This window comes from Arthrobacter sp. Leaf69 (assembly GCF_001422645.1).
In the GTDB taxonomy this organism is placed as follows: domain Bacteria; phylum Actinomycetota; class Actinomycetes; order Actinomycetales; family Micrococcaceae; genus Arthrobacter.
Genome location: NZ_LMLR01000010.1, coordinates 219,167 through 244,218, shown reverse-complemented (window position 1 = coordinate 244,218; position 25,052 = coordinate 219,167). Strand labels below are relative to the sequence as shown.

25 protein-coding genes are annotated in these 25,052 nt (G+C 67.1%); 10 read left to right on the top strand and 15 right to left on the bottom strand.

What is annotated here, in order from left to right; all coding sequences use genetic code 11:
* Positions 1-28: 28 nt before the first annotated feature.
* From ASE96_RS06425 to acs, 4 genes are read right to left on the bottom strand one after another with little or no spacing between them, the layout of a single operon-like run.
* Complete coding sequence (locus ASE96_RS06425) at positions 29-526, bottom strand: CoA-binding protein (RefSeq protein WP_056427675.1); 498 nt, start codon at positions 524-526, stop codon at positions 29-31.
* Positions 523-1,881, bottom strand: coding sequence for an O-acetylhomoserine aminocarboxypropyltransferase/cysteine synthase family protein (locus tag ASE96_RS06420; protein ID WP_056427672.1), 1,359 nt, complete (start codon positions 1,879-1,881; stop codon positions 523-525). Before ASE96_RS06420 ends, ASE96_RS06425 begins: the two co-directional genes overlap by 4 nt.
* Positions 1,881-3,104 carry a dimethylsulfone monooxygenase SfnG gene (gene sfnG / locus ASE96_RS06415; protein ID WP_056427671.1) on the bottom strand — a complete coding sequence of 408 codons (1,224 nt, stop codon included), beginning with the start codon at positions 3,102-3,104 and terminating at the stop codon, positions 1,881-1,883. Before sfnG ends, ASE96_RS06420 begins: the two co-directional genes overlap by 1 nt.
* 9 nt (positions 3,105-3,113) lie before the next feature.
* Entirely contained in the window at positions 3,114-5,099 is a 1,986-nt protein-coding gene (acs, locus tag ASE96_RS06410; protein WP_056427668.1) for an acetate--CoA ligase, read from the bottom strand.
* 264 nt (positions 5,100-5,363) lie between these two features.
* Here acs and ASE96_RS06405 point away from each other — a divergent pair, with 264 nt between their 5' ends.
* The 6 genes from ASE96_RS06405 to ASE96_RS06380 all read left to right on the top strand — a co-directional run bounded on the left by ASE96_RS06405 (position 5,364) and on the right by ASE96_RS06380 (position 8,190).
* A complete protein-coding gene (locus ASE96_RS06405) occupies positions 5,364-5,789 on the top strand; it encodes a CoA-binding protein (RefSeq protein WP_056427665.1) in 426 nt (141 codons plus the stop codon).
* A gap of 63 nt (positions 5,790-5,852) precedes the next feature.
* Positions 5,853-6,263, top strand: coding sequence for an MmcQ/YjbR family DNA-binding protein (locus ASE96_RS06400; RefSeq protein ID WP_056427662.1), 411 nt, complete (start codon positions 5,853-5,855; stop codon positions 6,261-6,263).
* On the top strand, positions 6,260-6,820 hold the full coding sequence (locus ASE96_RS06395) for a DUF1990 family protein (RefSeq protein ID WP_056427659.1): 561 nt from the start codon (positions 6,260-6,262) through the stop codon (positions 6,818-6,820). The genes ASE96_RS06400 and ASE96_RS06395 overlap by 4 nt, the downstream gene beginning before the upstream one ends.
* Positions 6,821-6,834: 14 nt before the next feature.
* A complete protein-coding gene (locus tag ASE96_RS06390; RefSeq protein ID WP_056427656.1) occupies positions 6,835-7,521 on the top strand; it encodes a hypothetical protein in 687 nt (228 codons plus the stop codon).
* A gap of 30 nt (positions 7,522-7,551) precedes the next feature.
* Entirely contained in the window at positions 7,552-7,869 is a 318-nt protein-coding gene (locus ASE96_RS06385) for a putative quinol monooxygenase (RefSeq protein WP_056427654.1), read from the top strand.
* Between the two features lie 27 nt (positions 7,870-7,896).
* On the top strand, positions 7,897-8,190 hold the full coding sequence (locus ASE96_RS06380; protein WP_056427651.1) for a DUF503 domain-containing protein: 294 nt from the start codon (positions 7,897-7,899) through the stop codon (positions 8,188-8,190).
* Between the two features lie 80 nt (positions 8,191-8,270).
* Here ASE96_RS06380 and purL read toward each other — a convergent pair whose 3' ends face one another.
* Genes purL through purS form a run of 3 tightly spaced genes read right to left on the bottom strand, consistent with a single transcriptional unit; the run spans position 8,271 to position 11,618 of the window.
* Positions 8,271-10,610, bottom strand: a complete 2,340-nt coding sequence (gene purL, locus ASE96_RS06375) for a phosphoribosylformylglycinamidine synthase subunit PurL (RefSeq protein WP_056427648.1) — start codon at positions 10,608-10,610, stop codon at positions 8,271-8,273.
* Positions 10,607-11,365: a phosphoribosylformylglycinamidine synthase subunit PurQ gene (purQ, locus tag ASE96_RS06370; protein ID WP_056427645.1), complete on the bottom strand. Its 759-nt coding sequence runs from the start codon at positions 11,363-11,365 to the stop codon at positions 10,607-10,609. The genes purL and purQ overlap by 4 nt, the downstream gene beginning before the upstream one ends.
* Position 11,366: 1 nt before the next feature.
* Complete coding sequence (purS, locus tag ASE96_RS06365) at positions 11,367-11,618, bottom strand: phosphoribosylformylglycinamidine synthase subunit PurS (protein WP_056427643.1); 252 nt, start codon at positions 11,616-11,618, stop codon at positions 11,367-11,369.
* 289 nt (positions 11,619-11,907) lie between these two features.
* Here purS and ASE96_RS06360 point away from each other — a divergent pair, with 289 nt between their 5' ends.
* Positions 11,908-12,093 (top strand): hypothetical protein, encoded by a 186-nt coding sequence (locus ASE96_RS06360; protein WP_056427640.1) that lies wholly within the window; start codon positions 11,908-11,910, stop codon positions 12,091-12,093.
* 379 nt (positions 12,094-12,472) lie between these two features.
* Positions 12,473-15,670, top strand: coding sequence for a S8 family serine peptidase (locus tag ASE96_RS06355; RefSeq protein WP_235500155.1), 3,198 nt, complete (start codon positions 12,473-12,475; stop codon positions 15,668-15,670).
* Between the two features lie 149 nt (positions 15,671-15,819).
* On the opposite strand, the gene ASE96_RS06350 is transcribed toward ASE96_RS06355, so the two are convergent.
* Genes ASE96_RS06350 through ASE96_RS06335 form a run of 4 tightly spaced genes read right to left on the bottom strand, consistent with a single transcriptional unit; the run spans position 15,820 to position 18,192 of the window.
* A complete protein-coding gene (locus tag ASE96_RS06350) occupies positions 15,820-16,191 on the bottom strand; it encodes a hypothetical protein (RefSeq protein ID WP_056427638.1) in 372 nt (123 codons plus the stop codon).
* On the bottom strand, positions 16,188-17,186 hold the full coding sequence (locus ASE96_RS06345; protein ID WP_056427634.1) for a hypothetical protein: 999 nt from the start codon (positions 17,184-17,186) through the stop codon (positions 16,188-16,190). Before ASE96_RS06345 ends, ASE96_RS06350 begins: the two co-directional genes overlap by 4 nt.
* Complete coding sequence (locus ASE96_RS06340) at positions 17,143-17,691, bottom strand: SSI family serine proteinase inhibitor (protein ID WP_056427632.1); 549 nt, start codon at positions 17,689-17,691, stop codon at positions 17,143-17,145. The genes ASE96_RS06345 and ASE96_RS06340 overlap by 44 nt, the downstream gene beginning before the upstream one ends.
* Positions 17,692-17,718: 27 nt before the next feature.
* Complete coding sequence (locus ASE96_RS06335; RefSeq protein WP_056427630.1) at positions 17,719-18,192, bottom strand: MarR family winged helix-turn-helix transcriptional regulator; 474 nt, start codon at positions 18,190-18,192, stop codon at positions 17,719-17,721.
* A 79-nt stretch (positions 18,193-18,271) separates the two neighbouring features.
* Between ASE96_RS06335 and ASE96_RS06330 the strand changes: the two genes are divergently transcribed.
* Both ASE96_RS06330 and ASE96_RS19515 read left to right on the top strand, forming a co-directional pair.
* Positions 18,272-18,505, top strand: a complete 234-nt coding sequence (locus ASE96_RS06330; protein WP_056427627.1) for a hypothetical protein — start codon at positions 18,272-18,274, stop codon at positions 18,503-18,505.
* Positions 18,506-18,685: 180 nt separating this feature from the next.
* On the top strand, positions 18,686-18,880 hold the full coding sequence (locus ASE96_RS19515; RefSeq protein ID WP_056429214.1) for a hypothetical protein: 195 nt from the start codon (positions 18,686-18,688) through the stop codon (positions 18,878-18,880).
* Between the two features lie 82 nt (positions 18,881-18,962).
* Here ASE96_RS19515 and ASE96_RS06320 read toward each other — a convergent pair whose 3' ends face one another.
* The 4 genes from ASE96_RS06320 to ASE96_RS06305 all read right to left on the bottom strand — a co-directional run bounded on the left by ASE96_RS06320 (position 18,963) and on the right by ASE96_RS06305 (position 25,043).
* A complete protein-coding gene (locus tag ASE96_RS06320; protein WP_056427624.1) occupies positions 18,963-20,321 on the bottom strand; it encodes an aspartate kinase in 1,359 nt (452 codons plus the stop codon).
* A gap of 336 nt (positions 20,322-20,657) precedes the next feature.
* Complete coding sequence (locus tag ASE96_RS06315; protein ID WP_056427623.1) at positions 20,658-21,224, bottom strand: GNAT family N-acetyltransferase; 567 nt, start codon at positions 21,222-21,224, stop codon at positions 20,658-20,660.
* 12 nt (positions 21,225-21,236) lie between these two features.
* Entirely contained in the window at positions 21,237-21,836 is a 600-nt protein-coding gene (gene recR / locus ASE96_RS06310; protein WP_056427620.1) for a recombination mediator RecR, read from the bottom strand.
* Positions 21,837-21,887: 51 nt separating this feature from the next.
* Entirely contained in the window at positions 21,888-25,043 is a 3,156-nt protein-coding gene (locus tag ASE96_RS06305; protein WP_082492617.1) for a DNA polymerase III subunit gamma and tau, read from the bottom strand.
* Positions 25,044-25,052 lie beyond the last annotated feature (9 nt).

The window sequence follows — 25,052 nt, the reverse complement described above, 5'->3', positions numbered from 1 at the left end:
CGGCAGTCCGGGAGCGTCGCCGGGGGAGCTAGGCCAGCACCTGCCGCTTGGAGGAAATGACGCCGGTGTCGAACCCTGCCAGGTGCAGGCCGCCGTGGAAACGGGCATGCTCAATCTTCACGCAGCGGTCCATCACGACGTCGAGTCCGGCGGCTTCGGCTTCTTTCGCGACATCCTCGTGCCACGAGCCCAGCTGCAGCCACAGCGTCCCGGCACCGGCCGCGATGGCTTCGTCCAGGACCCCCGGAAGGTCGTCGTGCTTGCGGAAGACGTCTACGATGTCCGGGCTTTCCGGCAGGTCCGCGAGGGAGGCATACGTCGGCTCGCCCAGAATCTCCTTCACCACCGGGTTCACAAAATAGACCTTGTAGCGCGTGGAGGACTGCAGGTAGGTCGCCACGAAGTAGCTCGCCCGGGAGGGTTTATCCGAGGCGCCCACAATCGCGATCGATTTAGCCTGCCGCAACAGGGCCAGCCGCTCCGGCGCGGACGGGCCGGTCCAGGTCCGGGTTTCCTCGGTGCTCATACGTTTGCTCCGATCGTGCAGGTGTCCGCCGGCAGGTCGGCCGGGGCGGATTTTTCAGACTCATTCGGCGCTTCCGACGCGGCGTCCAAAGCCTGGTCGAGGTCCCAGAGGATGTCCTCGATGTCTTCCAGCCCGATCGAAATGCGGACGAGGTCTTCGGGGACACCTGCGGATTCGAGCTGTTCCGGGGTGAGCTGCTGGTGGGTCGTGGAACCGGGGTGGATCACCAGGGTCCGCGAGTCGCCAACGTTGGCCAGATGCGAGGCCAGCTGCAGGGACTCGATGAACTTTTGTCCCGCGGCACGGCCACCCTTCACGCCGAAGGAGAACACGGAGCCGGGTCCCAACGGCAGGTACTTCCGGGCCCGCTCGAAGTGCGGGTGCGAGGGCAGGCCGGAGAAGTTCACGTAGGCCACCCGCTCATCCGCTTCAAGCCACTCCGCCACAGCCTGGGCGTTCCTGAGGTGCTCGTCCAGGCGCTGCGGGAGGGTTTCCACGCCCTGCAGGAGCTGGAACGCGGAGGTCGGGGAGAGGGCGGGGCCGATGTCGCGCAGCTGCTCGCAGCGGAGCTTGGTCAGGAAACCGTACTCGCCGAAGTTCCCCCACCAGGAGACGTTGCCGTAGGAGGCCACCGGTTCGGTCATTGTGGGGAACTTGCCGTTACCCCAGTTGAAACGGCCGCTTTCGACGATCACCCCGCCCAGCGTGGTGCCGTGCCCGCCGAGGAACTTGGTGGCGGAGTGAATCACAATGTCCGCCCCGTGCTCAATGGGCCGCACGAGGTACGGGGTGCTCAACGTGGCGTCGACGACGAGGGGGATGCCGGCGTCGCGCGCCACCTGTGCCAGCCCCTCCAGGTCCTGGACTTCCGACGACGGGTTTGCCACCACTTCGACGAAGATCGCTTTGGTGTTCTCCCGGACCGCGGCGGCGTAGTCCGCCGGGTCGGTGCCGGGGACGAAAGTGGTGTCCACGCCGAAGCGCCGCAGGGTGACGTCGAGCTGGGTCACCGTGCCGCCGTAGAGCTGGGAGGCGGCCACGATGTGATCCCCGGACTGCGTCAGGGCGGCGAATGTGATGAATTCCGCGGCCATGCCCGAGGACGTCGCCACCGCGCCGATGCCACCCTCCAGGGAGGCGATGCGTTCCTCGAACGCGGCCACCGTGGGGTTGCCGATCCGGGAGTAGATGTTGCCGTACTTCTGCAGCGCGAAGAGGTTGGCGGCGTCCTGGGTGTCCTTGAACACGAAGGAGGTGGTCTGGTAGATGGGCACGGCCCGGGCGCCGTGCTCGGCGTCGGGCGTGCCGCCGGCGTGCAGGGCGCGGGTGCGGAAACCGAACGTGCGGTCCGCCATTACGCGTTCACCAGCCCGGCGGTTGAACCGGCCGGGGTGCCGGACAGGTCGAGTTCGGTGCCGTTCTTGCGGGCGAGGTCCGCTTCGAGTTCGCGGACGATCGGCAGGATGTCCCGGCCGAACGCGGCCACCTCCTCCTGGAAGTGCAGGTAGCCGGTGAGGAACAGGTTCACGCCGATCTTCTTGTACTCCACGATCCGCTCGGCGATCTGCTCCGGCGTGCCGATCAGCTGGGTCTTGAAGCCGTCGTTGTACTGGACCAGGTCCTCGAAGCTCGAATCGGCCCACATGCCTTTGCCGTCCTTCGTGGACGCGCCGGCTTCCTGGACGGCCGCGCGGAAACCCTCGACGGCGGGCTTGTGCGCCTTCGCGACGATCTCGCGGAGGGTGTCCCGGGCTTCCTTTTCGGTATCGCGGGCAATGACGAAGCCGTTGAGGCCGAAACGCGGGCTGGGGAGGTGGGAGGAATTCAGGGCGGGCAAGGCGCCGCTGGTTCCGCGCCCGGTCTCACCAGAAGCGGCGACGACGCCGGCGATGTTCTCCTTGAAGCCTTCCAGGTCCTTGCCGTTGGAGAAGTACCAGTCCGCCACGCGCCCGGCCGTGGCCTGCGCGGCGGTGGAGTTCCCGCCGAAGAAGATCTCCGGGTGCGCCCGGCCCGGCACGTCCACCGGAGCCGGGTTCAGGGTGAAGTTGTTGATGTTGTAATACTTGCCGGACTGGCTGTACTCCTGCTCGGTCCAGAGCCCGCGGAGGACCTTGATGAACTCCTCGGTGCGGACGTAGCGTTCATCATGCTCCAGCCATTCAAGGCCGAAGTTGGTGAACTCGTCCTTCAGCCAGCCGGAGACGATGTTCACGGCGGCGCGGCCGTTGGAGATGTGGTCCGCGGTGATGATGTACTTCGCCAGCACGCCGGGGTGCCACATGCCCGGGTGGACGGCGGAAATCACTTTGAGCCGCTCGGTGGCGGCCAGCAGGGCGAGGCTGAAGGAGGTGGCCTCGTGCTGCTTGTCCGCGCCGTAGGAAGCGGCGTAGCGGGTCTGGGTGAGGGCGTATTCGAAGCCGGAGTTCTCCGCGATCCGGGCCAGTTTCTTGTTGTACTCGAAGTCCCAGCCGGTGCGCTGTTCGATGGTGGAAACCACCAGGCCGCCGGAGACATTCGGAACCCAGTACGCGAACTTGAGCGGTTCGGAAAGACGGGCGACGTTGCTGATGTCAGTCATGAGAGTTCCTTACTTCTGGGTGTAACGGGACCGCAGGACATCCTGGATGTCCGCGATGGATGGTTCGTTCTGGAGCGAGGTGGTGTCCCCGAGGGTGGTTCCTTCGAACAGCTGGGTCAGCAGCCGGCGCATGATCTTGCCGCTGCGCGTTTTCGGCACATCGGGAACGACGACGACGGCCCGCGGCTTCGCGATCGGCCCGATCGCCTTCGCCACGTGAGCCTTCAATTCGGACGCGATGTCCTCGGTAGCCGCCGAACCTTTCAGGACGACGAACGCGACGATGGCGTGGCCGGTCTTCGGGTCAGCGACCGGGCACACGCCGGCCTCCACCACGTCCGGATGCGCGACGAGGGCCGATTCGATCTCGATCGTGGAGAGCAGGTGCCCGGAGACGTTGAGAGTGTCGTCCACCCGCCCGAGGATCCAGATGTCGCCGTCGTCGTCGTACTTGGCGCCGTCACCGGCGAGGAACCAGCCCTGGGCGGCGTACTTGCGCCAGTACGAGTCAAAGTACCGCTGCGGGTTGCCCCATACGGTGCGGGCGATTGCGGGGCCGGGGGCGTCCACCACGATGAAGCCCTGGACGCCCGGCGGCACGGTGGTGCCGGCGTCGTCCACGATCCGCGTGCCGACGCCGGGCAGGGGCCGGGCCGCGCAGCCGGGCTTGAACTCCGTGTCCGTCGGGGCGGGGGAGAGGACGGTGGCGCCGGTTTCGGACTGCCACCAGGTGTCCACCACAGGGGCGGTGCCGGCCCCGACGTTTTCCCGGAGCCAGCGCCACGCCTCGGGGTTGACGGCCTCGCCGACCGTGCCGAGCAGCCGGATGGAGGAGAGGTCGTAACTCGCCGGGACGCCGTCCGGGAACCAACCCATCAGCGACCGCACCAGGGTGGGCGCGGTGTAGTACTGCGTCACGCCGTAGCGTTCGATGATTTCGAAGTGCCGGCCCGGGTGCGGGGTGTTGGGGGTGCCCTCGAAGATCACCTGGGTGGCGCCGTTGGACAGCGGGCCGTACAGCTCGTAGGTGTGGGCCGTGACCCAGGCGAGGTCCGCCGTGCACCAGTGGACGTCCTGGTCCCGGAGCGCCGGGTCGGGGTTGCTGAAGAGGTGCTCGAAGCTCCAGGACGCCTGCGTCAGGTAGCCGCCCGAGGTGTGGACCAGGCCCTTGGGCTTGCCGGTGGTCCCCGAGGTGTACATGATGAACAGCGGCGTCTCGGCGTCAAACGGCTCAGGTTTGTGGACGTCCGGGGCCCGCCCGACGGCGTCATGCCACCACACGTCGCGGCCCGCGGTCATCGGGACGGTGTCGAGCAGGTCCGGCGCCGTGGTGCGGTTGACCACCAGGACGTGCTCGATGGCGTTGTCCCCGGAGACGGCCGCATCCGCGTTGTCCTTGACGGGCACGGCGGCGCCGCGGCGGAACTGCCCGTCGGTGGTGACCAGCAGCTTGGCGCGGGTGTCCTCCACCCGGAACTTGAGCGCTTCCGCGGAGAAACCGCCGAAGACGAGCGAGTGGATGGCGCCGATGCGGGCCGCGGCCAGGGTGATGATTACCGTTTCCGGGATGACCGGCAGGTAGATGACTACCCGGTCGCCCTTGCCGATCCCGAGGTCCAGCAGGGCGTTGGCGGCTTTGGAGACCTCGCGCTGCAAGCCGGCGTACGTGATGGTGCGCCGGTCGCCGGGTTCGCCCTCGAAGTACAGGGCCACCCGGTCCCCGCGTCCCGCCGCTACATGGCGGTCGACGCAGTTGTACGCGACGTTGAGCTTGCCGCCTTCGAACCAGGTGATGTCCGGTCCAATGCCGGCGTCGACGTCGGCCGGGACGCGGCGGTGGGTGGTGTGCCACGGTTTGTCCTGCCCAGGCGCGTCCTCCCAGTCGAGCCGGAGTGCGGCCGCCTCCCAGAAGGTGAGCCGCTCCTCTTCGGTGACAGGGGCAGCAGCACTGCCGGGGGCCGTCTGGGGCGCGGGCGAGGAAAGGACAGTTGTCATGGGGATACTCCATCGGTCCTGGCGGTAGCACCCTGCGGTCAGGGTTGCTGCGGCTTCATCGATCCAGGTCTCTTGGCCGCTCGGGATGGTCCTTCCCAACTAAAACGGATCGCGGGCATTTCCTCAAATTCCGGGGATTTGTCGCGTAATATTCGGCGGTCAGTAATTCAGCGGCGACGTGTCAGTCAATTGTTCGGCGTGCAGTGACGCGCGGTCCCGCCGGCGCTGGCCGGGACCAGACGCCGCGGCGGATAGGCTGTGCACATGGCCCACGTCAACGATCCGGCAGTCCTCGAAAAACTCATGCGCACCAAGGGGCGGTGGGCCATCGTCGGCCTGTCCACGAATCAATGGCGTGCCGCCTATGACACGTCCCTGTTCATCCGCGACCGGCTCGGGATGGAGATCATCCCGGTCAATCTCCCCGCCGATCCCGTGCACGGGGAAACCGGCTACGCAGCCCTGGCCGACATCCCCGCGGAGAAGCAGCCGATCGACGTCGTCGACTGCTTTGTGAATTCGCACAAGGTGGGGGCCGTGGTGGACCAGGCGATCGCCGTCGGCGCGAAGGCTGTCTGGATGCAACTGGGCGTCATCGATGAAGCGGCGGCGGCCCGGGCGAAAGCCGCTGGTCTCGACGTCATCATGAACGCATGCCCGGCGCAGGACGCCCGGCGCTTCGGCCTCTGACCGCACGTCTGCGGAGCCGGGAGGTCCACGCACCATGTCCGCCCCGGCCAGTAGGCTCGGATCATGGATGTAACTGCGCTCCGGGGAATCTGCCTCGGCTTTCCCGGCGCTTTCGAGGACTTCCCGTTCGGACCGGAGACGTCCGTCTTTAAGGTGCGGGCCGCGGTGGCCGGCGGCGCCGGCCACGCAGCCAAGATGTTTGCGCTGTCCGCGATGGATCCGGATGATTTCGCGGTCAGCCTGAAGTGCGAACCGGCCCTGGCCGAACAGCTGCGCGCCGCCCATCCGGAAATCACCGGAGCCTGGCATATGAATAAGACACACTGGAACGGGGTCCGGCTGGACGGTTCGCTGCCGGATGACATGATCCGGGACATGGTGGAGGACTCCTATGATCTGGTGGTGGCCACGCTGAGCCGGAAGCAACGCGAGCAGCTGGGCTGGGCGGGGCTCGCCCGGGGTGGAGGCGCATGAGCGGTAACCCTGGCGCCGGCCGCGTCGCCCGGGGCGCGCTGAACTATCCGGGGATTGGCTTCACCGAGCACGGCCAGGCTCCGGCGGGATTTCCCTGCCTCGTGTCCCGGACGCACCTCGGCGCCGGGCCGGAGGCTTATCGGCGGGTGGCGGAGGGAATCCTTGCCTGGGAGCTACAGAAGCGGTCCGGGCTGCGTGTCCGCACCGACTCCGACGTCGTGGTTCCCGGAGCGCGGGTGGTGAGCGGATTCGGCGTCGGGCCCTTCCGGATCAATGCGCCCTGCGAGGTGGTGTGGGTGCGCCGGCCCGCGCCCGGCGGCGGCCCGGACAGCGCCGGGTTCGGCTACGGAACGCTCCCTGGTCATCCGGAGCGCGGCGAAGAGGCGTTCGAAGTGGAGATCGACGCCGAGGGACGGGTTTTCCTGACGATCACCGCCTTCAGCAGGCACTCCAACTGGTTCTACACAGCCGGCGGCTTCGTGGCCCGGGCGGCGCAGCGGCACATCACTTCCCGATACATTGAAGGGGCACGTCAACTCGCCGCAGGTGAAAGCTGATCAGGAGAACGTACATGCTGGAACAGAAATCCCTTGACCAACTGTGGAACTTCGATGACCCCGCCGGCTCCGAAGCACGATTCCGGGCGGCAGCTGGTGATGAAAGCTACGACGCCGACGAACAGGCCGAGCTCGCCACCCAGCTGGGGAGGGCCATCGGGCTGCAGGGCCGCTACGACGAAGCCGATGCCCTGCTGGATTCGATCGATGCCGACGAGCCCACCGTGGCAGTCCGGGTGCTCCTGGAACGTGGACGCCTGCTAAACACCAGCGGCCACGCCGAAATGGCCGTGCCGCTCTTCGAACAGGCCGCCGAACTCGCGGACCATCTCAGCGAGGAATTCCTTGCCGTTGATGCGCTGCATATGCTCGCCATCGCGGACGCTGCCCACGCCGAAACCTGGACCCGCAGCGCCCTGGAGTATGCCTCCACGGTGCACGATCCGCGGACCAAACGCTGGATGGTCTCGCTGCACAACAACCTCGGCTGGACGTTGCACGAGGCCGGGCGTTTCACCGAGGCATTGGTGGAATTCCAACTGGCGGAGCAATGGGCTGAACGCGTCGGCACGCCACAGCAGCTGGTGCGGGCCCAGGAGGCGATCGCAGAGTGTGAGCACTCCCTCGCCGCCGTGTCCGGGAAGCCTGCCGCGCCGGCCGTTTCGCCGGCGGTCGCTGCGCCAAGTGAAACAATGGACTGACCGACCGCACACAACGAAAGGCGTAGCCCCGTGATTTTCATTGTCGTCAAGTTCAAAGTAAAGCCGGACTGGTCCGATAGGTGGCTGGGCCTCGTGGAGGACTTCACCCGGGCCACGCGCCAGGAACCCGGCAATCTCTGGTTCGACTGGTCGCGGAGCGTGGAGGACCCCAACGAGTTCGTCCTGGTCGAGGCCTTCCAGGACGACGCCGCCGGGGACCACGTCAACAGCGCACACTTCAAACAGGCCATGGCGGACATGCCGCAGGCCCTGGAGGAGACGCCCCGGATCATCAGCCGCCAGTTCGACGGCGAAGGCTGGGACCGGATGGGCGAACTCACCATCTGACCGGCGTCGGCTGCGTACGCTGAGGGCATGTGGATTGGCTGGATCGAATTTGATGTCCTCCTCGGCGATGTTCACAGCCTGAAGGAGAAACGCTCTGTGGTGCGCCCGGTGCTGGCCGAGCTCAAGCGCCGCTTCGACGTCTCCGTGACAGAGGCCGGCCTGCACGACCAGTACCGGCGCACTGTGATCGGCGTCGGTCTCGTCGCGGCGGACCGGTCGCATCTGATCGAGGTGCTTGCCGCCGTCGAACGCTTTGTCGCGGCGCGGCCGGAACTGGAACTGCTCAGCGCCCGTCAGCGCGAACTCCGCAGCGACGACTAAAAGCAACGCGGAGCCACTTACCGCCCATCCCGAGGGGATTTATGGGCGGCAAGTGACCCCGCGTGGTTTGGGGTGTGGGACTAGCCGAAGTACTTCGGCAGGGTGGCCTCGTGGGCTTCGCGGAGCGCGTCCAGGTTCATGGTCTCGACGCCGTTGATCTCCAGCGTTCCGCCCTCGGCGTCCACAACGCCAATCCGGAGGTGTGCGAAGCCGCGGGCGGTGCACATGTCCTTGAAACGGATCTCCTCGGAACGGGGCACGGCCACGATGGCCCGGCCCTGCGTCTCGGAGAACAGTGCCGTGAACAGGTCCACGCCGTCGCGGTCCAGGACGTCCTGGAGCGCGATCCGGGCACCCACTCCGTAACGCAGCGAGGACTCCACGAGGGCTGCCGCGAGGCCGCCTTCGGAGAGGTCGTGCGCGGAGTCCACCATGCCGTCGCGTGAGGCGTTGATCAGGATCTCGCCCAGCTCGCGTTCGGCGGCGAGGTCAACCTTGGGCGGCAGGCCGCCAAGATGTCCGCGCATGTTGGACCATTCCGAGCCGTCCAGTTCCGCCGCGGTGGTGCCGAGCAGGTAGATGGCCTGGCCGTCTTCCTTCCAGCCCGACGGCGTGCGGCGCGCGACGTCGTCGAACTTGCCGAGCACGGCCACCACGGGGGAGGGGTGGATGGGGGTGGTGCCGGTCTGGTTGTACAGCGAGACGTTGCCGCCGGTGACCGGGATGCCCAGCACCATGCAGGCGTCGGACAGTCCGCGGATGGCTTCGGCCAGCTGCCACATCACGTCGGGGTCCTCGGGGGAGCCGAAGTTCAGGCAGTCGCTGACGGCCATCGGCACGGCGCCGGAGGTGGCGACGTTGCGGTACGCCTCGGCCAGGGCCAGCTGCGCGCCGTGGTACGGATCGAGGTAGGTGTAGCGGCCGTTGGCGTCGGTGGCCAGGGCCACGCCCAGGCCGGTTTCCTCGTCCACCCGGACCACGCCGGCGTCGTCCGGGAACGCCATGGCGGTGTTGCCGCCGACGTAGCGGTCGTACTGGTTGGTGATCCAGGACTTGCTGCACATGTTCGGTGAGGCGACGAGTTCGGTGATGGCGGCGGCCAGCTCGGCGGGGGCAGAGGGGCGGCCGGCGTCCTGCACGGACCCGGTGAAGACATCGGCCTGCACGGCGTCCTGCCACTCGGGGCGCGCGTACGGGCGGTCGTAGACCGGACCGTCGTGGGCCACGGTGCGCGGGTCGACGTCGACGATGACTTCGCCTTCCCACGTGATGATGAGGCGGCCGGTATCGGTCACCTCGCCCAGCCAGGAGTACTCCACGGCCCACTTGTCCATCACAGCTTCGAACGCGGCAATGTTCTCCGGGGTGACGACGGCCATCATGCGTTCCTGCGACTCGGACATCAGGATTTCGCCCGGGGTCAGGGTGGGGTCGCGGAGCAGGACGGAGGTCAGCTCGACTTCCATGCCGCCGTCGCCGTTGGAGGCAAGCTCCGACGTGGCGCAGGAGATGCCTGCGGCGCCGAGGTCCTGGATGCCCTCAACCAGGGAACCCTTGAACAGCTCAAGGCAGCATTCGATCAGGACCTTCTCGGCGAAGGGGTCACCCACCTGGACGGCCGGGCGCTTGGACGGCTTGGTGTCGTCGAAGGACTCGGAGGCCAGGACGGAGGCGCCGCCGATGCCGTCGCCGCCGGTGCGGGCGCCGAACAGCACCACCTTGTTGCCCTTGCCGGAGGCGTTGGCCAGCCGGATGTCCTCGTGCCGCATGACACCGACGGCCAGGGCGTTGACCAGCGGGTTGCCCTGGTACACCGAGTCGAAGACCATTTCGCCGCCGATGTTCGGCAGGCCCAGGGAGTTGCCGTAGCCGCCGATGCCGGCCACGGCGCCGTGCATAACGCGGGCAGTGTCCGGGTGGTCGATGGCGCCGAAACGCAGAGGATCCATCACGGCCACCGGGCGGGCGCCCATGGAGATGATGTCGCGGACAATGCCGCCGATGCCGGTCGCCGCACCCTGGTAGGGCTCCACGAACGACGGCGAGTTGTGGGACTCGATCTTGAACGTCACGGCCCAGCCGTCGCCCAGGTTGGTGACGCCGGCGTTTTCGCCGATGCCCACCAGCATGTCCTTCTTCATCTCGTCGGTGACCTTGTCGCCGAACTGGCGCAGGTGGTTCTTCGAGGATTTGTAGGAGCAGTGCTCGCTCCACATCACGGAGTACATGGCGAGCTCGGCGCCGGTGGGGCGCCGGCCCAGGACCTTGACCACCTCGTCGAACTCGTTCTGCTTGAGGCCCAGTTCGGCCCAGGGGAGTTCGACGTCCGGGGTCCTCGCCGCGTTCTCGACGGTGTCGATGTTGAACTTCTTGGTCTCGGTGGCGGTGCCGGCCGTCCGGCCCGCTGACGTCTCCGTCATTTGTTGTCTCCCACGATCTTGTTCAGGACAGAGGTGAAGAAGCCGAGGCCCTCGGTGCCGGAGCCGTCTTCGGGGCCGAAACCTGCCTCGACGGCGTGCTCCGGGTGCGGCATAAGGCCCACCACGTTGCCGGCGGCGTTGGCGATGCCGGCGATGTCGCGGCGGGAGCCGTTCGGGTTCCACCCGACGTAGCGGAACACCACGCGGCCCTCCGCCTCCAAGGCGTCCAGGGTCTTCTCGTCCGCGATGTACTGGCCGTCCTGGTTCTTCAACGGCACCGTGATTTCCTGGCCGACGCCGTAGTCCCCGGTCCAAGCGGTGGTGTTGTTCTCCACCCGCAGGACCTGGTCGCGGCACATGAACTTCAAGTGGTCATTCTTGATCATGGAGCCCGGCAGCAGGTGCGACTCGGTGAGGATCTGGAAGCCGTTGCAGATGCCCAGCACGGGCAGCCTGGCGTCCGAGTTGGCGGCGTCGATGATCTTGGACATCAGCGGTGCGAACCGGGAGATGGCGCCGGCACGGAGGTAGTCGCCATAGGAGAAACCGCCGGGAATGACGACGGCGTCGACGTCACCGAGCGTGGTGTCCGCGTGCCAGAGGGCCACGGGCGTGGCGCCGGCGAGGCGCACGGCGCGGACGGCGTCGCGGTCGTCCAGGGTGCCGGGGAAAGTGACGACGCCGATCTTCGCACCAGCGAGTTGCGGGTGCGCGGCAACGGCGACGGCCTCGCCGATCAGGGGGAGTTCAGTCATGTCAGGCCTCGACGACCTCGACGTTGACGACGTCCTCGATGACCGGATTGGACAGGAGGGTCTCCGCGGCGTTCCGGGCCTGGGCCAGGATCTCCTCGGTCACCTCGCCATCGACGGTGAGTTCAAAGCGCTTGCCCTGGCGGACGGCGCTAAACGCGGTGAAGCCCAACCGGGGGAGCGCACCCACGATGGCCTTCCCCTGCGGGTCGAGAATCTCGGGCTTGGGCATGACGTCGACAACGATCCGGGGCATCCGGCAACTCCTGTGCGTGAGCATTGGGTAAGGGCGCAGCGGAGTGGTGCCGTCTCACGCCGGTCCGCTGTGTGGTGAGGGCTACAGCGTGAAAGGGCGCTCCGCGAGCTTGCATGCCCATTCTACCGGCCGCGGCGCGTCCGGCCGCATCCGGCCGGGAGTATGAACGCTGCCCGCCCGCCTCCGGGGCCGTCGGGCCGGCAGCGCGCCCCGCCGAACAGCCCCCACACACGGGGTGGCCTGCGACGACGCTATGGTCACCCCGGAGCCCCGTCAGTAGCATGTGCTTATGGCTGAGAAATCGAAATCCGTGCTTTTGCCCGTTGTTGCCGCTGCCGTTTTCGCGGGCCTCGGGCGGATGGTCCTGCAGAAGATCAAAGCGGACCGTAAGGCCCGGGAAAGCAACGTGGCCGGTCCGCTCGATGAGAAGACCCGTGCCTGGATCAGCGAAGTTGTCAGGACGCCCCGCCGGTAACGCCCCGCCGGTAGTCGACTCGCGGGCAATCGACCGGGCGCGGCTTTTTCTCCCGCGTGCGGCCGGGCGGCCTTTCTCCCGCGTGCGGCGGCGCGCCGCCGGGCCGCCTGCGCCCATCCGACGCTCCCGGTTCCCCGGTTCCTGTCGAAGTGTGTGACAAATTTTGATTTCTCCATTGTGGCCTATGTCATATCTGGCTCTCAGTCTGTACTGTATGAATCGGCTGGTATCCGTCGGGGCCGTGAGAGTCTCAGCTCCTTTCTGTCCTGCCAGTCCTTTGACCCGGCAGCAACGTCGGGACCGTTCCTTATGAAAGGTTCAACCACACGTGAAATCACCAGGAAAGAGCTTCCTTCGAAGCGGGGGACTCCGGAGGGCCGTGGCACTGACCCTGGGCTTGCCGGTTCTCTTGTCAACAGCCGCGATCGTACCCGCCACCGCGGCACCGTCGCAGGGATCCACCGTGGCGGGGATTGCCCAGAAGAATCTGGATCCAAACAGCTACAAGGACGGCCGCTACATCGTTGTCCTGGCTGACAAGCCGGCGGCCACGTATGACGGCGGGAAGCCCGGATTCGCGGCCACCAAGCCGAAATCGGGCAAGAAGCTCGACACCAACAAGACCGAGGTAAAGCGGTACGAGGCGTACCTCGAAAAGAAGCAGGCCGACGTCGCAGGCCAGCAGAACGTCCAGATCAAGCGGCAGTTCACGGCAGCCGTCAACGGCTTCAGCGCCAGCCTGACGGCGGATCAGGCCATCAAGCTCGCCAAGGACCCCGGCGTGCTCATCGTTGCCCCGGACACGGAAAACGCGCCCGACTACTCCAGCACCGACTTCCTGAAGCTCAGCGGCCCCAACGGCACCTGGAACACGAAGTTCGGCGGCCAGAAGAACGCGGGCAAGGGCGTCGTCGTCGGTGTTATCGACACCGGCTACACCCCGTCCAGCGCCTTCTTCGCCGGCGAAGAAGTTAAGCCCCTGGTCGGTGATCCCGTTGTCGGTGTTCCCTACCGCACCGACGACGGCAAGATTGCGATGCTCAAGTCTGACGGCGACACGTTCATCGGGGAATGCCAGAAAGGCGAAGGCACGGGCGCGGACTTCGACGGCTCTGCCTGCAACTCCAAGGTCCTCTCGGCGCACTACTTCGCCGAGGACTTCCTCAAGTACGTTCCGGCGGACAAGCGTTCCCCGATCGAGAAGATCTCCCCGGTCGACGTCGCCAGCCACGGAACGCACACGGGCAGCACCGCAGTGGGCAACGCCAACGTCGAGACGTTCGTTGACGGCCGCAGCTTCGGCCTCACGAGCGGGATCGCCCCGGCGGCCAAGCTCTCCGTCTACAAGGTCTGCTGGGAAGATACCGACCCCAACACCGGCGGTTGCTACAGCTCCTCGTCGGTTGCCGCAATCGACCAGGCCATCGTCGACGGCGTCGATGTCTTGAACTACTCGATCTCCGGGTCCACGTCCACCACCACGGACCCGGTCTCCATGGCGTTCCTGTCAGCGGCCTCGGCCGGAATCTTCGTGGCAGCCTCGGCTGGCAACTCCGGTCCGACGGCCAGCACCGTCAACCACGGCGCGCCGTGGGTCACCACGGTCGCTGCCAGCAGCTTCTCCCAAGAGCTCCAGGGCACCGTCGAATTCTCCGACGGCAGCAAGTTCCGCGGAGCAAGCATCATGAACCGCGAGGTCAAGGGTGCCGGCGTCGTGCTGGCTGCCAACGCGGCGGCGACTGCAGGCGATGCGAATGCTGCCCTGTGTGGTCCGGACACACTGGACCCCGCCAAGGTCGCCGGCAAGGTGGTCGTGTGTGACCGCGGCGTCTTTGACCGCGTCGCCAAGAGCGCCGAAGTCAAGCGCGGCGGCGGCGTCGGCATGATCCTGGTGAATCTCAGCAACTCCTCGCTGGACACGGACAAGCACTCCATTCCCACCGTCCACGTGAACCCTCCGGCCACGGAGACCATCAAGGCCAAGGTCACGGCCAACGCGGCAATCACCGTTTCCTTGGTCAACAAGGACACCACCGGGCTTCCGCTTGAGGCCCAGCCGCAGATCGCAGGATTCTCTTCCCGCGGCCCGCTGCTGGCAACCGGATCCGACCTGCTGAAGCCCGACGTTGCCGCGCCCGGCGTGGCGGTCTTGGCCGGCGTATCGCCGATCGGGACCGGCGGGGACAACTTTGGCTTTATGTCGGGTACCTCCATGGCCGCCCCGCACGTAGCCGGCTTCGGTGCGCTGATTCTCGGCAAGAACGCGAACTGGTCCCCGGCGACGGTCAAGTCCGCGATGATGACCACCGCTGGTGACGTCAAGAACGCCGACGGCAGCAAGAACACCGATGTCCTCGCCACCGGCGCAGGGCAGGTCGACCCGGCCCGCGTGCTGGATCCGGGCCTGGTCTACGACGCCAATGGCGATGACTACCTGAAGTTCATCCAAGGTACCGGGGTCGATCTCGGCATACCCGGCCTGGGCACCACCAAGGCACGCGACATGAACGTTCCCTCCTTCTCGCTGGGCAACCTGACCGGCAGGATCGAGGTCACCCGCACGCTGACGGCGCTGACCCCGGGCACCTACCGGGCCAAGACGGACGTCCCCGGTGTCAAGGTCACCGTGACCCCGTCGATCCTGACCTTCGGCACGGCCGGCGAGAAGAAGACCTTCAAGGTCTCCTTCGAAAACCAAAACGCAGCCCTGGGCAAGTTCGCCATGGGTTCGCTGACCTGGCAGGGTGCGAATAAGAACGTCACCTCTCCGATCGCGGTCCGCCCGCAGTCGGTGGTTACGGCCAAGGACGTTGCCTTCACTTCCGAGGGCGGCACCGGCTCCGGTGAGCTCAAGGTTGTCTCGGGCACCAACAACCCGATCAACATGACCCTGGACGGCCTGTCCAAGGCGGATTCCTCGGCCATTGAACTGGTTCCTGGTCCGGGCGTTCTTGGGGCCACCAATGCCTCGAACTACGCCAAGACCGTCCAGGTTCCGGCCGGCAGCCCGCTGGCCAAGCTCTCGGTCTACTCTGCGGACCCGAATGCCGACTTCGACATGTACGTGGTGAACCCGGCCAACCAGCTGATCCAGGTTGCGACGTCGTCCGCGAGTGAATCACTTTCAATTCCGAACCCGGCCCCGGGAACCTACCGGATCTTCGTGCACCTCTACGACAGCCCGAACGGCCAGGCCACCAAGGCAAGCGTGGATGCAGCAATCCTCGGCGCCAACGTCGGCAACGCGACGCTGACGCCCAACCCGCTGCGGCTCGCCAACGGCAAGTCCGGCGTCGTCACGATGAACTGGAAGAGCCTAGCGGTTGGCTCGTACATCGGCCGGGTGACCTTCGCCGGTGCCAGTGAGCCGACCTTCGTCAGCGTGCTGGTAACCCCGTCCGGCACAGTCGTGGTTCCGCCGACGTCCGAGGACCAGGACAGCAACGACGGTCCCGGTAACAGCGGCGACGACGGTAAGAAGGACAAGAAGGAGAAGAAGGAAAAGGGCAAGAAGGTGAAGAAGGAGCAGGGCAAGATCCAGAACGAGGAGCTGGCCGGCCCGAACAACGCCATCTAGGCGCAGCACCCGACTCTCAAAGCAACAACAAAAGCAACGGTCGGCGGTTTCCACCGCCGGCCGTTGCTTTTAAGCCTGGGGCCAGTGCCGTCCGGGCTGAATCCTGTTCAGCATTCTTGCGGCTGGCAGCTGTCGCCTGTATGTTCGTCCTAGACCGCGCCGGTGGAACCTGCCACCCCGCCCAGCAGCGGTGCCATGGTGCGCCAGCGGGCGATCTCGCAACCGTCGGTGCGGCTGAACTGGCTGTTGACTTCCCGGCCATCAAACCAGCCGGTCACCACGGCCACCTGCGGACCTCCATACTGCTGGGTGCACAACTTGGGCGGGCCGGGCTGGGGGAAGAAGATGTCCTCCCCGTGCCGGCTGACCGCCTCCAGGGCGGCGGGCGAATCCGGCAGCGTGCACCCCTCGGCGAGGGCGCCGCCGCTGGCCGTCAGCCGGAACACGTATTCCGGGGCGCCGGGGGCCTCCGTCAGGCGGATGGTGAGATCGATGTCGTAGAGGCTGAGACTGTCTGTCATTGCGGTCCTTCCGTGCTGTCGGGAGCAGCGACCGGGCTGGACGCCGCCGCCTCGAGCCAGGGCGCGAGTTCCCGCAGCAGCCGCTGCCGCAGGTCCTGCGATTCGGCGGAAAAAGCGCGCTGGTGTTCGACGTACTCGGCTTTGCCGTCGGGCGTCTCGATCAGGATTGCGGGATAGCCCCACTCGTTCAAGTCGTAGGGGGAAGCCTGCATGTCCATGGCCCGGATGCGCCAGGAGAGTTCAAAGCAGTCCATCACCAGCTCGCTGGGGAGCAGCGGCGCGAGCTTGTAGGCCCACTTGTACAGGTCCATGTTGGCGTGCAGGCACCCCGGCTGTTCCATGGTCGGCTGGGTTTCCCGGCTCGGCTCCAGGCTGTTCAGCGGCACGGCGTCCGGAGTGTAGAACCGGAAGGCATCGAAGTGCGAGCAGCGGATCCTGTTCTCCTCGACCACCCGGTCAGTCCGTTCGGCGCCGAGCCGCAGCTGGAGGTACTCGTGCCGGAGCTCGAACTTGTCCTGCCGGTAGACCATGGCCCATTCGTGCAGCCCGAAGCAGCCGAACTGGGCGGGCCGCGCCGCCGTTCCGGCGAGGATGATCCCGGCAAACTGCAGGGCCTCCCGGCGGTCGCGCACGAACGTTTCGACGTCGACCGTGACGGCCGTGGTGCCGGCCGGCAGCCCGACGGCGGCGAGTTCGCCGGCGTCGGGCATGCGGTAATGCTTCCAACCGGCGCGCTCCGCCGCGGCGGCACCGGAGAGCACGACGCCGGCACCGGGGTGCCAGCGCATCAGCTGGCCCGGTTTCTGGGTGTAGTACGTGAAGAGGAAGTCCTCGACGGGGTGCTTCTTGCCCGCCGACCGGCGCGCGAGGTACGGGTCCGCGTAGCGCCGGACACGCGCTTGATGGTCGGCCTGGCGCGGCAGCCAGTCTTCCTGCAGGAGATGTTGCAGCTTAGACAGCTCCGCCGCTTGAGCCGAGGACAACCTTGGCCGCATTCCACTCAGCGATCTCGCAGCCGTTTGTCAGGCTGAAGTTCGACTCGACCGGGATGCCGTCCACGACGCCGGTTACCGTGGCCTGCTGCGGGCCGCCGTACTGCTGGGTGCAGGGCTGGTCCGTTGGGCGCGGGCCGGGACTGACCAGCGCCGTGTTGCGCTTCAGCGCGAGGCAGGCTGCGGCGGCGTCGGGGTGCTGGCTCTCGGCCGCAGGGACGCCATCCTGGCAGACGAGCGTGAAGTTCGTGGGTTTGCCGGTCTCGGACGGTTTGACCATGATTGCGAGTTCGGCGTTGCCCTCCCCGGGGCCCGAGGGCACGGCCGAAGCAGAAGGCGGGGGCGCCGGAGTCTTAGTCTCAGTGTCCGGCGAAGGGGTGCCCGTCCCTTCGGTCTGACCGGGAGTCGGGGCCGACGACGAGGGGGCTCCGCCGCCGCCCGGTGTGCAGGCGGCCAGTGTGGCTACCGCGATCAGAACGAGCGCCGCGTGGCTCAGTTGCTTGCGCATCAGCAGTCCTCCTGTGTTGTGCCCAGTCTACCGCCGGGGCGGCCCGTCGGCGCCGGTCTTCGTGGCCGCAATCAAGTCCATCATGGAAGCATGCAGTTGCTGGACTTGTTCACGCGTCAGGCCCAGCCGGTCCATCATGGTGCCGGGAACGGCGGTGGCCTGCTTCCGCAGCGCGGCGCCTTGCGGGGTCAGTCCAACGGCGAGGGTCCGTTCGTCGCCGGGCACCCGCTGGCGCGTGATGAACCCGCCCGCTTCCAGACGGCGCAGCAGGGGCGAAATTGTTGCCGGTTCCTGGGTGAGGGCGTCGCTGATGTCGCGGACGGACCGGGGGCTGGATTCCCAGAGGGACAGCATCACGAGGTACTGGGGGTGGGTTAGCCCGAGCCTGTCCAGTACCGGTTTGTATGCGCCGACGACACTGCGGGAGGCCACCGTGAGCGCGAAGCACAGTTGGTGTTCCAGCAGGAGGTCGTCCTGGGTTCCGTCGGTCACATCCGTCACGGGGTCCTCCGTCGATAGTTAGTGCACTAATCATTAGCGTACACTGATAGGAACGTCTCGTTCTCAGGAGTGGATAGTGATGGGCAAGGAAAGCACCGAAAACGCCTCGCAGAGGTTCATGCGTTCAATGGGCAAGCTCCGGATGATTTTCGGTCCGGCCAACCGCAGTTCCCTCGGGCACGAGATGACCGAGCAGAACCGGCAGCTGCTGGCCCAGCGCGAAGCCGAAACCCAGCAGTGGGAGACACTCCACCGCCCCGACGGCAGCACCTATGTTGTGCCGCGCAACCCCGAGGACAAGTCACTGCGCTGAGCGGCGCCCGGCCGCGATTCCGGCCGAGGGAGCCCATGCCTTTTCCCGGCGCCGGGCGTAAAATGAGGGCACTGGCACCGGTGCCAGCACTTGGCTGCAGCCGTTCCGTGTGACCTAGGGGCTGGAGAGGGGGTGGGAATTGTGGCACGTGCACTGAAGAAAGTTGCACTAAGGCAGCATCTGCACCCGTCCTCTTGGGCGCGCTTCCTTTTCGGACCTGCCTCGCGGGGAGACTACGCCGCGCCGGTTGTGCACAAACGTGACGACTTCGAATACGCGTCAGAGACGGACCTCGCCGGTTTTGAAGTGGAGACCGACTCGCAGGGACATCACTACGCGGTCCGAAAAGAAGACCTCCCGAAAGAGGAAGTCTGAACAACGGCCCGCGAGGGCATGGAAAAGGGAGCGGCCGAGGCCGCTCCCTTTTCCAGTCGGCTCCCGGTGTTCACGGGGTGGCTCAGCGGCCGGTACCGCCATAGACGGTGGCCTCGTCCTCGCTGTCCAGGTCGAAGGCCTTGTGGATGGCGCGCACGGCGTCGTCGAGAAGGTCCGCGTGTGTCACGACGGAAATCCGGATCTCGGACGTGGAGATCATGTTGATGTTGATGCCGGCCTCCGAGAGCGCGGCGAAGAACCGCGCAGAGACGCCCGGGTGGGAGCGCATGCCGGCACCGATCAGTGACAGCTTGCCGATCTGCTCGTTGTACTCGATGCTCTCGAAGCCGATCCGGTCCTGTGCGGCGTGCAGGGCGGCCAGGGCGTCGGCGCCCTCGACGATCGGCAGCGTGAAGGAAATATCGGTCCGGCCGGTGCCGTGGGTGGAGACGTTCTGGACGATCATGTCGATGTTCGAGTGCGCATCAGCGATGACCTGGAAGATCGCAGCAGCCTTGCCGGGGATATCGGGAACCCCGACGACCGTGACCTTGGCCTCGGAGCGGTCGTGTGCGACGCCGGAGATGATTGGCTGCTCCAAGGCAACTCCCTCTTGGGTTGTGATCTTGTCGTCGGCGCCGGGCAGGACCCAGGTGCCTTCGTTCTGGCTGAATGAGGAACGGACGTGCAGCGGCACACCGAAACGCCGCGCGTACTCCACGCAGCGCAGGTGCAGGATTTTGGCCCCGGATGCGGCCAGTTCGAGCATTTCCTCGCTGGAGATCCGGTCGATCTTGCGGGCGGAGGGAACAACGCGGGGATCGGCGGTGTAGATTCCGTCGACGTCGGTGAAGATCTCACACACGTCGGCGTCGAGGGCGGCGGCGAGGGCCACCGCCGTCGTATCCGAGCCGCCGCGGCCCAGCGTGGTGACTTCGTTGGTGGTGCGGCTCATGCCCTGGAAGCCCGCGACGATGGCAACATGCCCCTTATCCAGGGCAGTGCGGATGCGGTGCGGGTCGACGTCGATGATCCGTGCCTTGCCGTGGATGCCGTCGGTGATCATGCCGGCCTGGGATCCGGTGAAGGACTGGGCCGAAGAACCGAACTTGTTGATGGCCATGGCGAGCAGGGCCATCGAAATGCGTTCGCCGGCGGAAAGGAGCATGTCCATTTCCCGGGCGGGGGCGGAGTCGGTGACCTGCGCGGCAAGGTCCAGGAGCTCATCGGTGGTGTCGCCCATGGCGGACACCACCACAACCACTTCGTCGCCGGCGTTCTGGGCATCCACGATCCGCCGGGCCACGCGCTTGATGCCCTCGGCATCCGCCACCGAGGAGCCGCCGAACTTCTTCACCACAAGGTGCTTCGTGGGGGCGGAGGAAACGGGCAGCCCCTGCGGCTGCGGTCCGGGGTGGACTTCTCTAGTGGGCAAACTCATGCGCGCACCCTCACTGGATCATCGGGGTTATGGGCCAAGCAACCAAACGGCGCGACGGCGTAACTTCTTAGCCCAGTTTATCGCCGCGACCACGCGGTTGCTGAATTGTGACCAAATGCCAGACAGTCCCGTAGCCGGTCCACCGGACATGCCCGGCGCCGGGGACGAGGAGCGGGCATGTTCCCCTGCCCGGCGGGGACATGTGCCCCGGTGGTGTCGAAGGATGGATATAAGGGCAGTATGTCCACCGCTGGGCGTGCAGGCTGGGCATGTCCATGACGGGATCCAGGCGCGACGGCGGCGTACCCGGTTAGCGGCGGTTGGGGCTCCGGTGGGTTATGTGGCCCGGTCCAGTCTGTAGCGCCAAGACGGAAGGTTCTTGGCCGTTGTGTCCTGTAGTGACGTGAAGTGGCGGTCCTGCCGGAAGCCCAGGCCCGCCAAGAGCCGGCTGGAGGTTAGGTTGGGCTCATACACGCCGGCGAACACAGTTTGTGTTCCGCGTTGTTCGAAAAGCCAGCTGACCAGGGCACCTGCCGTCTCGCGGCCCAGGCCGCGACCGTGGTGGTCGGGATGGAGAACATAGCCGAGGCTCCCGCAGTCGGCGGGTATCCTGCCCGGCGCCGGCGGCTCTGCCGAGTTCCACGTCCGTCCCTCACCAATGACCTCGCCCGTCTCGCGGAGCTCAATGGCCCAGCCGAAGTTGAACCAATCCACGCCGGACGATTCAGCGGCCTCGACCAACTGAACCAGTCTGGCGAAGTTCTCCGTGGGACTCAGGGGATCGTGGGACAGATATTGTGTGGCCACTGGATCGCCGCGAAACCGGAGGACGGCCGTCGCATCTTCGATTGCGACAGGACGCAGCACCAGGCGTTCCGTGCGGATCGGGGCCGGTCGGGACATTGGCGCGTCTCCTCAGCTCAGCGCGTTGCGGCGGCCCTCGAAGGCACGGCCCAGGGTGACCTCGTCGGCGTACTCGAGGTCGCCTCCCACCGGCAGACCCGAGGCCAGACGCGTGACGGCGATGCCAATCGATTTGAGCATGCGCGCCAGGTAGGTCGCAGTGGCCTCGCCCTCAAGGTTGGGGTTCGTGGCGATAATGATTTCCTGGATGGCGCCGTCATTGAGCCGGGTGAGGAGTTCGCGGATCCGGAGCTGCTCCGGGCCGATGCCAGCAATGGGGTTAATCGCCCCGCCCAGCACGTGATACCGGCCGCGGAACGAACGCGTGCGTTCGACGGCGAGGACGTCCTTGGATTCTTCGACGACGCAGATGATCGAGGGGTCCCTCCGCGGGTCGCGGCAGATGTTGCACAGCTCCTGCTCCGTCACGTTGCCGCATACCGTGCAGAATTTCACCCGTTCCTTGACCATGGTGATGGCGTCCACGAGCCGTTTCATGTCCTGCGGGTCCGCCTCGAGGATGTGGAAGGCTAGCCGTTGCGCGGATTTCGGCCCGACTCCGGGAAGGCGTCCGAGCTCGTCAATCAGCTCTTGAACTGCACCTTCGTACACAATGTCCTCGTTCGTTTGGGGTGATGACGGGCGGAGGGCCCGACGGGGAGGTTAGAAGCGCGGCGGCAGCGGACTTCCGTCCAGTGACCGCTCTTCAACCAGCTTTCCGCCCAGGATGCGTTCGACGGCGGCCCGTCCGAATACGCCCGATTCCTCGATCGTTTCGTCGTCAGCGCTCGGGATGTCCTGGACGTAGGTGGTGGTTGCGGCCCGGGCCGGAGCCTTGGCCCGTCCGGCCTCGGCTTCCGGGCTGTTGGACAGCCGCTGGTAGAGGCTTTGCCGCGCCGTCGGGTTCGACGCGGCCGGAGCTTCAGGGGCAGTAACTGGTGAAAGGGCGGGCGCGGCGACGGGCGCAGCGCTTGCCGAGACTGGAGCAGCGGGTATGGCGGGCGCGGCGATGGGCGCAGCGCTTGCCGAGGCTGGAGCGGCTGCAGCACCGGCCGGCACCAACTCGGCGGAGTCTCCCCAGCCGTTCGACGCGGACACCACTGGCTCATAGGCGGCGGATGACGACACTGCTGCGGCGTAGTGCGGGACCTGGGCCGCCGCGGGTTCGTAGTGCGGCGGTTCCGGCTCCGGCGTCGGCTCGGGTGACACCGACTCCTCCGGCGGGTAGCTCCCGACATTGGAACTTGTCCCGACGGCCCAGATTCCGGGAGCCGCTTCAACTGCACGGGCCCACGGGTCGTTGGCGGCGTCCGGCGCCTGGGGAATCGGGACAGTGGCCGGGGACTCCTGAGAGGCCGTGCTTGCTCGCCCTGCCGCGGCCTTCCTTTGGCGGGAGGGTGCGGGCTCGGCGGCCGGCCGGGCGGAACGCACCACGGCCGGGGTCGACGGGTCCCAGTCCATAGGCGGTTCTTCGTCGAGCGGCGGAGCGTCCTCGTCGCGCGGGGGTCCCCAGTCGTCGTCGGGGTAGGCGTAGGATCCGGCGGGCTCCGGCGGCCCGGCCGGCTGCTCGCCGGCCGCTGCGACTGCCGGCGCGGACGGCCGCTCGGGAGCGGACGCTGCCGGGGCAGGGGAGTCGGCTGCCCGGGCTGGAGCGGTCTGCAGCGCGGGAGCCGGAGCCGCCGGATGCGCGAGTAACGGAGCAGCCGGAATGACCGGAACAGCTGCCGGGGCGGGCGCTGGCTGCGGTGACCCGGTTTGCGCCGGGGCGGCGGCCGGGGGCAGCCCCCAGTCAGCGTCAGTGGACGTGGCCGGGACGTCCCGGCTAACGGGTACTTTTGGGTTTGGCTCAGAGCTCGCTGCGCTGTTGCTTCCACTGGCCACGGCATTGATCTGGCATTCGATGCCGATGGTCTTGTGGATCGCCTGCCGCAGGTTCTCTGAGTGGTCCGCGCGGCCGAACGCGCCGGCCAGCCCGGAGGTGGTGAACGCGAGCGTCAGGACATGGTCCTCGAAGTGGCCCACCTGGGCATTCGGTTCGACGAGGGCCCACGTGCTCCGCTTGATCTTGGTCAGCGTCTGCAGGATCTCCGGCCAGGCGCGGCGGAGGACCTCGACGTCGGGCCCGGAGCCGGCGGCCGGTGCCGTCACCGGCGCTGGCGCGGGGGGCTGCTGGGTGCGGACCGGCACGGATGGGACGGACGCATTGTGTCCGGAAGGAGTCGGAACGGGTTGTGCCGTGGCCGCTGGCGCTGGAGCCGGCTGCGTCGGCGCGGACGCCTGCGGGGCCGGAGCCTTCCCGGAGGGTGCCCGGTCCGCCCCGGCGGGCTCGTCGACGGGCCAGTCGCTGGTGCTGACGCGCGGGGGCGTGAGCGTTTCCCTGGCCGGTTCCGTCTCGCGCTCCGGTGTCGTGGCGGGGGCAGGGACAGTTTCGGGGACGGCGGCAGGAGCCGGAGTTGCGGGTGCCGGGGCCGCCGGACCGGCCGCGGCAGGAACCGCGGGTGCAGAAGCGGACGGCGCAGGAACGGACTGCACAGGAGCCGATGGCGCCGAAGCGGACGGCGCAGTAACGGACTGCACAGGAGCCGATGGCGCCGCAACCAACGGCGCCGGAGCGGGAGGCGCCGTTGCGGGGGACCCGACGTCGTTCCCGGCGTAGTTCAGGCGGCGTTCCACCCGGTCGATCCGGGCGGCAATTCCGCGCTCGGTCTGCTCGGAGGACGGCAGCAGGATTCGGGCGCACAGCAGTTCGAGGTGCAGCCGCGGCGAGGTGGCCCCGGTCATCTCGGTCAGGGCGGTGTTGGTGACGTCCGCCGCCCGGGACAACTCGGCCGCGCCCAGGTTGTGCGCCTGGTTCTGCATGCGTGCGATCTGGTCCGCGGGCATGCCGCGAAGGATTGACTGGGCGCTTTCCGGCATCGCCTGGACGATGATGAGGTCCCGGAAGCGTTCGAGCAGGTCCTCGACGAACCGGCGGGGGTCATGTCCGGTCTGGATGACGCGGTCCACCGCGCGGAAGACGGTGGCGGCGTCGGACGCGGCCACGGCCTCCACGACGTCGTCCAGCAGGGAGGCATGGGTGTACCCCAGAAGCGCGACGGCGAGTTCGTAGTCCAGGCCGGTGGGGCCGGCGCCCGCCATGAGCTGGTCCAGGACGGACAGCGAGTCGCGCACGGAGCCGCCGCCGGCCCGGATGACGAGCGAGAGCACGCCCGGCGCCACGGGGACGTTTTCCTGCGCGCAGAGCAGTTCAAGGTAGGCCATGAGCGGTTCCGGCGGCACGAGGCGGAACGGGTAATGGTGCGTGCGGGAGCGGATGGTGCCGATGACCTTGTCCGGCTCCGTGGTGGCGAAGATGAACTTGATATGTTCCGGCGGTTCTTCGACGATCTTGAGCAGCGCGTTGAAGCCGGCGGAGGTGACCATGTGGGCCTCGTCGATGATGAAGATCTTGTAGCGGTCTCGGACGGGGGCGTACGTGGCCCGTTCGCGAAGGTCGCGGGCGTCGTCCACACCGCCGTGGCTGGCGGCGTCGATTTCGATGACGTCGAGGGACCCGGAGCCGCCGCGGGCGAGTTCGACGCAGCTGGGGCACTTCCCGCAGGGGGTGTCCGTGGGGCCCTCGGCGCAGTTCAGGCAACGGGCCAGGATGCGGGCGGAAGTGGTTTTACCGCAGCCGCGGGGGCCCGAGAAGAGGTAGGCGTGGTTCACACGGTTCTTGCGCAGGGCCGTCATGAGCGGCTCGGTGACGTGTTCCTGCCCGATAACGTCCGCGAACGAATCAGGGCGGTATCTACGGTAAAGAGCGGTAGTAACAGTCACAGCTAAACC